This is a genomic window from Veillonella sp. (genome assembly GCF_019414865.1).
GTDB lineage: Bacteria > Bacillota > Negativicutes > Veillonellales > Veillonellaceae > Veillonella.
In genome coordinates this window covers 1-9,801 of the sequence record NZ_DXLG01000058.1, presented here as the reverse complement: position 1 = coordinate 9,801, position 9,801 = coordinate 1, and the positions used below count along the sequence as shown (strand labels likewise).

The window sequence follows — 9,801 nt, the reverse complement described above, 5'->3', positions numbered from 1 at the left end:
TGTTCAATCGTATTGATTGATTACCTATCATTGTTCAGTTTTCAAAGATCTGTTACGTTAGGTTGTTGCCCTAACGACTTGTATAGTATATCAATCTAATCTTAAATCGTCAACCTCTTTTTCAAAGATTTTTTCAACTTATTTTTGATTGATTTTATACATACAATCATAACCAAATACCCTATGAATAGAGATAGAAAACTCACAAACCGAAGTTTGTGAGTTTTAATTTGGTGACTCACCCGCGACTCGAACGCGGGACACCCTGATTAAAAGTCAGGTGCTCTGCCAACTGAGCTAGTGAGTCATGTTGGCAGGGGTGGCTGGGATCGAACCAGCGCATAACGGAGTCAAAGTCCGTTGCCTTACCACTTGGCGACACCCCTACAGTGATTATGATGTGTAGGTTATGGGGTGAGTAGTGGGGATCGAACCCACGCGTAACGGAGCCACAATCCGCCGTGTTAACCGCTTCACCATACCCACCACCTTGTAGGTATCGAAGACGTTGTCTTCGTAACAAAGAGAATTATATCTGTTCTAGAGATTTGTGTCAACACCTTTTTCTCAATTTCATTTAACTTTTACAAATAAAATGAAAAAGTGTGTTATCCCTAATATAAACTCTTTCTCCTCAGAAAAATAAGGAAGCACATCCATAAGTTATACCTTACGAATGGTGCTCCCCTATTATACATATTATTTACTTAGTTGGCAAATAGTTTTTTACAAAATTTGGCAAAGCAAAAGCAGCCTTTTGAATTTCAGCATTATAGTACTTAGTTTCAAAGTTTTGTTCACGATTTGGTGTCCATGTTAATGGGTCAAATGTTTTGGAACCCAATGTGAAGCAATGCATACCTGCAGGATAAATTGGAATAAATGCAGTATACAAACGCGCAATTGGGAAGTGATTATTTACGTAACCAAACACTTTTTCAACAAGCGGTTGATGCAACATAGGAGATTCTGTTTGTTGTACAAATAAGCCATCCTTTTTAAGAGCTTTTAATGTATTCTTATAGAACTCTTCAGTAAATAAACCTTCACCAGGACCGATTGGGTCGGAGCAGTCTACGATAATTACATCATAGTAATCTTCTGCTTCTGCCATGAAACCTATACCATCGCCAATTTTTACAGTTAATTTTGGATTGTTTTCAATCATAGCTTTAGCAATAGTTGGTAAATATTGTTTAGCAAGCTCCACAACTTTACCATCGATTTCAACCATTGTTACTTCTTTTACACAATCATGGCGTACACATTCTCTGGCTACGCCACCATCACCGCCACCGATGATCAATACATGTTCAGGATTTGGATGTAAAAACAATGGAACATGACTCATCATTTCATGGTAGATGAACTCTTCACGCTCAGACGTTTGGAATACACCATCTAATGCGAGCATCGTACCGTACTCTTTAGATTTAAACACTTCAATTTTTTGGAACTCAGATTCACCAGAGTATAATACCTCTTCTGCTTCAGCGCTAAGACGTAAATGAGGAGTTTGTTCCTCTGTAATCCATTGACTCATGTAGTACCTCCTACTTTTATACTACAATACGCACCGCAGATGATTGCGATGCGTATGTATATTACGTTAATTGCTCTGTTTCTTAATCTTTACGACTAATATAACAGAAACCGCCACCTAAAATAGTGTCTTTCATCCAATTTGCTAACGAGAAATCACGGATTTCACCTTCATCAAAGATGCCACAGCGAATATCATCGCCATCCATAAATATCTTGTGAATTGGAACCCAATGCCATGTATAAAGAGCTTTCTCTTTACCCTTATGACGATTCAAAAATGCTACAGGCACATCTTGCGCCAATGCATCATGAATAAACTGAGCTGCAGCCTCCACCTCTACACGAGATGCGCAGAACGGAGATACATTCAACATATGTACATCATAAGATAGGCCTTTATCCTCCAGTAAACGAGTAAGACCACGTTCCATCCATTGAGTCTTATAAACACCACCACCAAAGCGTGGCTTTACATATTTCCAAACTAAGTTCATCCGTTCTAAAGCAAGCGTTTGATCGGATGTGGTTTCCAGATCTAATAAGCCATCCCTAAACAGCGAATAACCCAATACTTGTGATGCCGATGTGGGACCACAACCAGACAAGCGTTGCCACTCATCAGTGAACCATTCTTGGTCATACCCATATGATGTTTTACCATTTACATCAATATATAGCCATTCTGGATGTTTAATAGATACATCATTCATGAGATTAACCTTCGATTACTTCAACAGTTTCCATGATGGCACCTTGGTGAATACCATCAACTACGTCCATACCTTCGATTACTTTACCGAATACAGTGTGTACACCATCCAAGTGAGGTTGTGGTTCGTATACGATAAAGAATTGGCTACCGCCAGTATTAGGACCACGGTGAGCCATAGACAATGCACCACGTTCATGTTTATGTGGGTTGCCAATCAATTCATCTTTAATTGTGTAACCAGGGCCACCTGTACCATTGCCATTAGGGCAACCGCCTTGAGCTACGAAGCCTGGGATTACACGGTGGAAACGAAGGCCATTATAGAAACCTTTGTTGATCAAGTCAATGAAGTTTTGTACTGTGCCAGGAGCTTCTTTATCAAATAATTCAATTACGATATCGCCGCCGTCAGCCATATGGATTTTTGCTTTTTTCATTGTTCAGGTACCTCCAAAATTGTACGCAACACATGTGCTGCTAATATAAAACCTGCCACTGGTGGCACAAAACTACATGTACCAGGGCTTGTTGCTTCGCCGCGGAACTGTGGTTTTGTCGGTTTTTCTGTAGAAAATAAAACTAACTGCTTTTTAATACCCCGTTTTTTGAGTTCTCGACGCATAACGCGCGCCAAAGGACATGTATGAGACTTATTGATATCAGCAATCATAAGTTTTTCAGGGTAAAAGCGATTGCCGCCGCCCATACAAGAAATAACAGGGATGCTTTCACGTTGACACACCTCAATAATATTAAGTTTTGCCGTTACCATATCGATGGCATCGATTACATAATCAACGTGCAAGCTTTGAATAAATCCAGGGTAACTTTCCTCAGTATACATAATATCATGAGTTTCTATCACTACATCCGGATTAATAGAAAGGGCTCGTGCCTTTGCTACCTCTACCTTACGCTCTCCAATTGTGTCATGAGTCGTAATCATTTGGCGGTTCAAATTACTAGGTGCTATAGAGTCTCCGTCGATAAGAACGATCCGCCCAACCCCTGCACGTACTAGAGCCTCAAGAGCTCCACCGCCTACACCACCGACACCAAAGAGAGCCACAGATGTATTCTTTAAGGTTTGGATTTTATCTGGTCCAACTAACCATTCTAAACGAGTTAACATATATTCCATTAATATTTACCCGCCGGAATGATTTCTGTCCAATAACCATCTGGATCGGCAATGAAGTAAATCCCCATATCAGCATTTTCGTAGGCTACAACGTCCATCTCTTTGTGTTTTTTAAGAGCTGCTTCATAGTCATCTACATAAAATGCCAAGTGGAATTCATTGTCCCCTAAATTATAAGGGCGGTCCCAGTCGCGCAACCATGTAAGTTCTAATTCATGCGCTGTGTATGGACTTTTTAAATATACAAGGATGAAAGCACCACTTGGATCTTCCAAGCGGCGAGATTCCTCAAGTAATAAAGCCTCTTTATAGAAAGCTAAACTTTTATCAAGATCCTTAACATTTATATTATTGTGAGCAAATGAAAACTTCATAGGACCTCCTTAATTAATTCCAGTATGTTTTTGTAGGAATTCTCCTCTTTTAATAGTATCACATTTGGCAATTCTATAGCTAGTTAATAACAAATTTTGCTGTACTACCATCATCACCGCGTGTGACCTCTAAGTGGGCAGGTATACGAGTCTTTAATTCAGGTACATGAGAAATCATGCCGATGAGGCGTCCAGAAGATTGTAATTGTACCAATGTTTCCATGGCAAGTTCTAATGTATCTGGATCTAAAGTACCAAAGCCTTCGTCGATGAACATCGTATCCATATGAATACCACCTGCATAACTTTGAATGACATCCGCAAGACCTAAGGCAAGAGCCATCGATGCCAAAAAGGTTTCACCACCAGACAAGGTGTTCGCCGGTCTTGACTGACCTGTGAAAGCATCCATAACGGCCAAATCAAGGCCTTGTTTGCCTCGTCCACCACCTGTATAGTCAGAACGTTCCAAGGAATAACGATTACGACTCATCGTTTGAAGCCGTAAATTAGCTGCATATACGACTTCATCTAAGATAGCCCCCAACACATAGCGCTCAAAGGTTACATTTTTAAACCCTTGTTCACCGCCATTTGCCAAATCATTTAGACGACTTAAGAAAGTGATTTCCTCACGAGCTTCGCCCATAGCCTTTTCCAGTTCTTCTAATGATGCTAATGTGGTTTTAATATGTTTTGTTTCTTTATCCCAAGCCGCAAGAGAACCTACTAAATTATCACGTTTCTCTACGGCCGTATCATATACTTCGTCAGAAACCGTATTACTTGGTTCTATTACAGACTGGGCATGTTTCAAAGCCGCATCATATACAGCTTGAGCTGTACTAAAAGCCTCATCTAATGCATGTAGCTCAGTTCTAAACGCATCTAAGGCCTTATAATCAACCAACGCATCTATAAAATCATCTTCAGATACAGAAATGGATTGTAATGATTTTACATATTCTTGGTAAAATCCATCAAGATTTTTTGTTTCTTCCTGCACTTGTGCAAATAAGATTTCTAAACGTCCCCGTTTAGCGTTGAGCTGCTCTTTAGCAGCATCTAGACTTGATTTACAAACCTTCAACTGCTCATCGTATTCTTTAATTTCAGTCTCTAATAATTCAATCTGTTTATGCCATGCCTCAAGATCTGTAGTCGGCAATGTCTTAGCTAACCCATCTATCTTAGCCTGTACAGAACTAATCTGAACCTCTAAGTCATGCAAATTATTAAGCAATTCATTATGACCGATTTCCAATTTTGATAATGTATCTTTAGCCTCAATCAAGTCATGCTCATTTTTAGTTATAATTTCACTCAACTGTTCGGTGTCACTACGCAAAACTGTGAGTTGATCTATTTGGGACAGCAAGTCTTGATGAATAGAATCAAAAGCATCTTCTGAAAACTCAGCAATAGATGATGTAAGTTTAGAAACTTGGTCTTTAACTTGCTCATCTAACTCATGTAGGCGAACAGATAATGTTTCTTTCTGACCAATTTCGCTAGCCCGCTTCTGTAATGCTCCATCACGCACTGCACGAGCCTCTTCTATTTCCTCTTTATTCGGATATAACTCTGGCTTAGATGCTAACTGTGGATGCTCTGTAGAACCACATACAGGACACGGTTCATTATCTACTACCAAATGAACCAGTTCAAAAGCTCGTCCCTCTGCCATCAGATGTTCTAAACGTTCAAGCCGTACCGTTGAGTTCTTTACAGATTCATCTAGAGTCGCTAAAGACTCTTCCTTAGCATCAATATCGTTTTGAGCCTTTTGTTTCTCTGCTAACAATTCAGAATATCGTTGCAACTGGCTCAACTGCTCTTGGATGTGAGGAATAGACTCTAACGCTTTACTATTAACTTGAAACTGTTTTCTCACTTCAACTAACTCAGCCTCTAAATCAGCTACTAACTTGTGCTGAGCCTGCAACTTAGCTTCACTTTTCTCACGGTCTTGTGTTTCTAACTTGCTCTTTAATGTGGTCAATTCCTGATTTAGCAGTGCTAACTCATCAAATTTCTCTGACTGTTGTCGTAGTTGCGCCAACGTAGTCCTCTTAGCTTGTATAGTTTCAGCGTGAGATGCTAACACTTCATAAGCCTCTGTACATTTAGACTCATGTTGAGCTGCGACCTCTACACTTTTTTTTGCATCTGAAAGTGCCGTTTTCAAGGTTTTTAACACCGACTGTTTATCATCAAGTTGTTTATATAATTCATAGTTTGGTGTTAAACTGGTGAGGAACTGAACCTTTTCATTTAAACTAGACCGCTCCTTTTCTCTTTCTTTTACCAAGTCTAATTTGTTCGTAGCCTCAATAAGAGATTGTTGTACCTGATTATATAAGGCCCACTCATTGCGCAATGTATTGAACTGATCCACTACATCTACAGCTTTATTACGTTCAACAACAAGCGTATCACGATGAGGTTCTCTATCTTTCAAAAGCTCTCGTACATGCTCAATAGTTAGTACAGGGATTTCTTCATCATGCGGAATGGATTGCAGTAATGCAGATTGTTTTGTTATATTTTCTTCAATACCGGATTTTGCCTCATCATAAGCAGATTTTAGGGCATCCTGTAATCTTCGATATAACTCAGTTCTAAAGAGTGTATGTAATAACTCCTCTCGTTCACTGGTGGAGGCTACTAATAATTTTCTAAACTCCCCTTGCGGCAAAAGTACTACTTGTAAGAATTGATCTTTACGAAAACCTATAATTCGTTGAATCGTATCACGAATAGCAGCGGCAGAGGTAGCAATAACTTTCCACTCCCCATCTTTCATTTCGTATACAGTAGCACTAGCATTCTGCTCACGCATACCTGTACCACGTTTTTTAGCTACCAATTGTTTTGGCAATCGTTCAACACGATACCGAGCATCACCGATAGCAAAGGAAAAATCTACGCGAGTCATACGCTGAGGTTCTGCAAAATCACTACGGATAGCATCTGTTTTGCGCACCTCTCCACTAGGCTCACCATACAAGGCATACACCATCGCATCTAGTATGGATGTTTTTCCCGCCCCTGTAGGACCAGAGATGAGGAACATGGAATGGTTTTGGAGCTCATTAAAGTCCAAGGTAACCGAATCGCGGTACGGACCAAAGGCTTCTATAGTTAAAGATATAGGCTTCATTTAGTCCTCCTTTAGAATTCGATCCCATACAGAGTTAATGTATTGTTGCTCACGCTCTGTTAATGGCTCTTTCCACACGGTTTCAGCAAACTGATTAAATAATTCGCGCTCGTTTAACTCTTTAAAAACAGCTTCATCCATATCTGCCATAGGAGTTGCCATGCGACCGACTAAATCAATAGTCATGCATCGATGATACACTTGGCGCAGCTTAGCCATCCCATCCATTATAGGCATCGTATCAAGCAGTCGGGCCTGTACATAATCATCTTTATGCTTAGCCTGTAATTCCTTATTATTTAGCAAATCTTCAAAATAACCTTCTAAAATCACTACGTCACGCTTCGCTTCTACAGGAATGGTGCTAATATCTACTTTTCCCTTTGCATCCATGTCAATAATGGTGAAAGACTTCTTCTGCGCATGCTCATCAAAGGAATACTTTAAAGGCGATCCGCTATAACGAATATAGTCTGCCCCCATTCGCTGAGGCCCATGCAAATGGCCAAGGGCTGTATAGTGAAAGTCTTTAAAGACTTGTGGACTTACTTGTTCACTACCACCGATAGATAAGGTACGCTCAGAGCCACCTACATCACCGCCCATTACAAAGGCATGACTAATAGCAATGCTACGCATCCCCTTTGGCACTTGATTACGTAAATGGTTGCTCCAAGCCTGATACATTTGGTCATAATTATGTAGATTGAGACCAGTTTCCAAAGAAGGGGTAGCAAAACCTAACCCTAATGCATCCCCAATGCGACGAGGCTCGCTAAAGGGCATAGGGCAAATAGCGATCTTACCATCAGAGCCTTCAAATTCAAAGGGTTGTAATGCATGATGAGGGGATCCCCAAATATGGATTCCTGATTGACTTAACATAGAGCGGCCCACTTCAAGGCGTTCAGCGCCGTCATGATTACCGCTTACCACGAAGAGTGGCACCTTATAATCCATAGCGAGACGGGTAATGATGGAATCCCATAACTCAATAGCTTCAATAGGAGGTACCGCTCTATCAAATACGTCCCCGGCTAACAATATGCCGTCGATTTTTTCATCTTTCAAAATAGAAAAGAACTGATTCTCCAACACATGAGCTTGGTCATCTGTTAAATACTGACCATAAAAAATACGTCCTAAATGCCAATCAGCAGTATGTAAAAAACGCATTTTATCCCCCCTTTCCAGCTCTCCCTACACCTTATCTGAATGTAGTTATATAAATAATTATATAACTAAGACTGCGTTTTAGCTTAATTATTGATTCTCTACAATAGAGCGTAACATAGCAATTTCTTTTGCATACCCATCGAGTTCGTTTGGCGTTTCCAAATAGAACGGCAAGTTCGTCAATTTAGGATGTGTCACAATACGAGCGATGGCATCGATACCGATGTGACCTTCCCCAATTTTTTCGTGCCGATCTTTATGAGCGCCCATAGGATTTTTAGAGTCATTCAAGTGAATGGCTTTTAAACGGTCTAAGCCTACAATACGGTCAAACTCATCAATAACACCATCAAGATTATTGACGATATCATAACCACCTTCGTGGATATGGCATATATCAACACATACGCCCATGTATTCTTTTAATTTCACACCGTCGATGATGCGTGCAATTTCCTCAAATCGAGAACCAATTTCTGTACCCTTACCTGCCATGACCTCTAAGAGGACTGTTGTTTTCATGCCAGGGAATAAAATTTCATTCAAGCACTCCACGATGTATTCGATGCCTTGATCTACACCTTGCTTTACATGGCTACCAGGGTGAAAGTTATACATTTGGCCTGGCAAATATTCCATACGCTCTAGGTCTTCTGTCATGGCTTGTTTTGCAAAAGCACGCAAATCTTCTTTTGCTGCACATGGATTATATGTGTAAGGTGCATGAGCTAATAAGGTGCCAAAGTTATGTTCTTTCATATACGCACTCAAGCTATTCATATCCTCTACATCGAGGGCACGCATACTACCACCACGAGGATTGCGCGTGAAGTATTGGAATGTATTACCTCCAATTTTTGTAGCTTCCTTCCCCATGTTTAAATAACCTTTGCTAATTGATAAATGACTGCCGATGACAAACATAATACTCCTTTATATTTATATAATTCTAAAATTCTAAAATACTCAATTCTAATATCTATTCTATTACGCTTACATCTATTCCAAAAGCCTAATGAATAGAAGACATATATAACTAATATAACCCCTACCGTGAAGGAGCCCTTCGCGACAGGGGTTATGTATTAATGACTTTCTTTTTTAGCACACTCAGGGCATACACCTTCAAAGGTAATATGTTGACCTGTGATTTGATACTCGCTACCTTGATCAGCAATTGTTTTGATAGCTTGTAAATCAATGCCCATCATATCCTCTACCTTGTTGCAACGGATGCAACGGATATGGGAATGAGCTTGTGTGTCCCAATCGTAATGAGCGCGCTCATCACCTACTTCTAAAATTTTTACAAGACCGATTTTTTCAAAAATCTCCATCGTCTTGTACACGGTTGCCAAGCTCATACTTGGATGTTCAGGACGCAACGTATGATACAACATTTCTGCTGTTGGATGATCATGATGACCACGCAAGGCATCATAAATCGCAATACGTTGTGGGGTTACTTTGAACCCTTGGCTACGCAGAATTTGTGCGATATCCATAATACTCTACTCTACCTTTCTCCACTTGGAAATCTATAAGGCATCGACCATTATCGGCCATTCACAAGAAATAATTATTATCTATTATATCAGAATTCTCAACACTTATCAAGATAGATAGTATTAACTATTAAGTAATCATAACCACCCGTAGAACGGGTGGTTTGCTCTGACCCTATAAGGGT

At 40.0% G+C, this 9,801-nt stretch carries 9 protein-coding genes and 3 tRNA genes; all 12 read right to left on the bottom strand.

Annotation, left to right across the window (positions count from 1 at the left end; all coding sequences use genetic code 11):
- Nucleotides 1-231: 231 nt before the first annotated feature.
- Nucleotides 232-307: transfer RNA gene (locus tag QZ334_RS05050), tRNA-Lys, on the bottom strand.
- A gap of 4 nt (nucleotides 308-311) precedes the next feature.
- Nucleotides 312-386, bottom strand: a tRNA-Gln gene (locus QZ334_RS05045).
- A 24-nt stretch (nucleotides 387-410) separates the two neighbouring features.
- Nucleotides 411-486: transfer RNA gene (locus QZ334_RS05040), tRNA-His, on the bottom strand.
- Between the two features lie 217 nt (nucleotides 487-703).
- The gene (speE, locus tag QZ334_RS05035) at nucleotides 704-1,543 is read right to left on the bottom strand and encodes a polyamine aminopropyltransferase (RefSeq protein ID WP_295232447.1); all 840 of its coding nucleotides are present in this window, start codon (nucleotides 1,541-1,543) and stop codon (nucleotides 704-706) included.
- Nucleotides 1,544-1,625: 82 nt separating this feature from the next.
- Nucleotides 1,626-2,255, bottom strand: coding sequence for a hypothetical protein (locus QZ334_RS05030; protein WP_105089630.1), 630 nt, complete (start codon nucleotides 2,253-2,255; stop codon nucleotides 1,626-1,628).
- Between the two features lie 4 nt (nucleotides 2,256-2,259).
- A complete protein-coding gene (locus QZ334_RS05025) occupies nucleotides 2,260-2,694 on the bottom strand; it encodes a peptidylprolyl isomerase (RefSeq protein WP_005385683.1) in 435 nt (144 codons plus the stop codon).
- Entirely contained in the window at nucleotides 2,691-3,398 is a 708-nt protein-coding gene (locus QZ334_RS05020) for a ThiF family adenylyltransferase (protein ID WP_105089631.1), read from the bottom strand. The genes QZ334_RS05025 and QZ334_RS05020 overlap by 4 nt, the downstream gene beginning before the upstream one ends.
- Nucleotides 3,398-3,772 carry a VOC family protein gene (locus QZ334_RS05015; RefSeq protein ID WP_024065847.1) on the bottom strand — a complete coding sequence of 125 codons (375 nt, stop codon included), beginning with the start codon at nucleotides 3,770-3,772 and terminating at the stop codon, nucleotides 3,398-3,400. Before QZ334_RS05015 ends, QZ334_RS05020 begins: the two co-directional genes overlap by 1 nt.
- A 79-nt stretch (nucleotides 3,773-3,851) precedes the next feature.
- Nucleotides 3,852-6,935: an AAA family ATPase gene (locus tag QZ334_RS05010; RefSeq protein WP_295232444.1), complete on the bottom strand. Its 3,084-nt coding sequence runs from the start codon at nucleotides 6,933-6,935 to the stop codon at nucleotides 3,852-3,854.
- Nucleotides 6,936-8,111 (bottom strand): exonuclease SbcCD subunit D, encoded by a 1,176-nt coding sequence (locus QZ334_RS05005; protein WP_295232441.1) that lies wholly within the window; start codon nucleotides 8,109-8,111, stop codon nucleotides 6,936-6,938. It abuts the gene before it with no gap.
- An 87-nt stretch (nucleotides 8,112-8,198) separates the two neighbouring features.
- Nucleotides 8,199-9,035, bottom strand: coding sequence for a deoxyribonuclease IV (locus QZ334_RS05000; protein WP_295232437.1), 837 nt, complete (start codon nucleotides 9,033-9,035; stop codon nucleotides 8,199-8,201).
- Nucleotides 9,036-9,196: 161 nt separating this feature from the next.
- The gene (locus QZ334_RS04995; RefSeq protein ID WP_005385669.1) at nucleotides 9,197-9,616 is read right to left on the bottom strand and encodes a Fur family transcriptional regulator; all 420 of its coding nucleotides are present in this window, start codon (nucleotides 9,614-9,616) and stop codon (nucleotides 9,197-9,199) included.
- Between the last annotated feature and the right edge of the window lie 185 nt (nucleotides 9,617-9,801).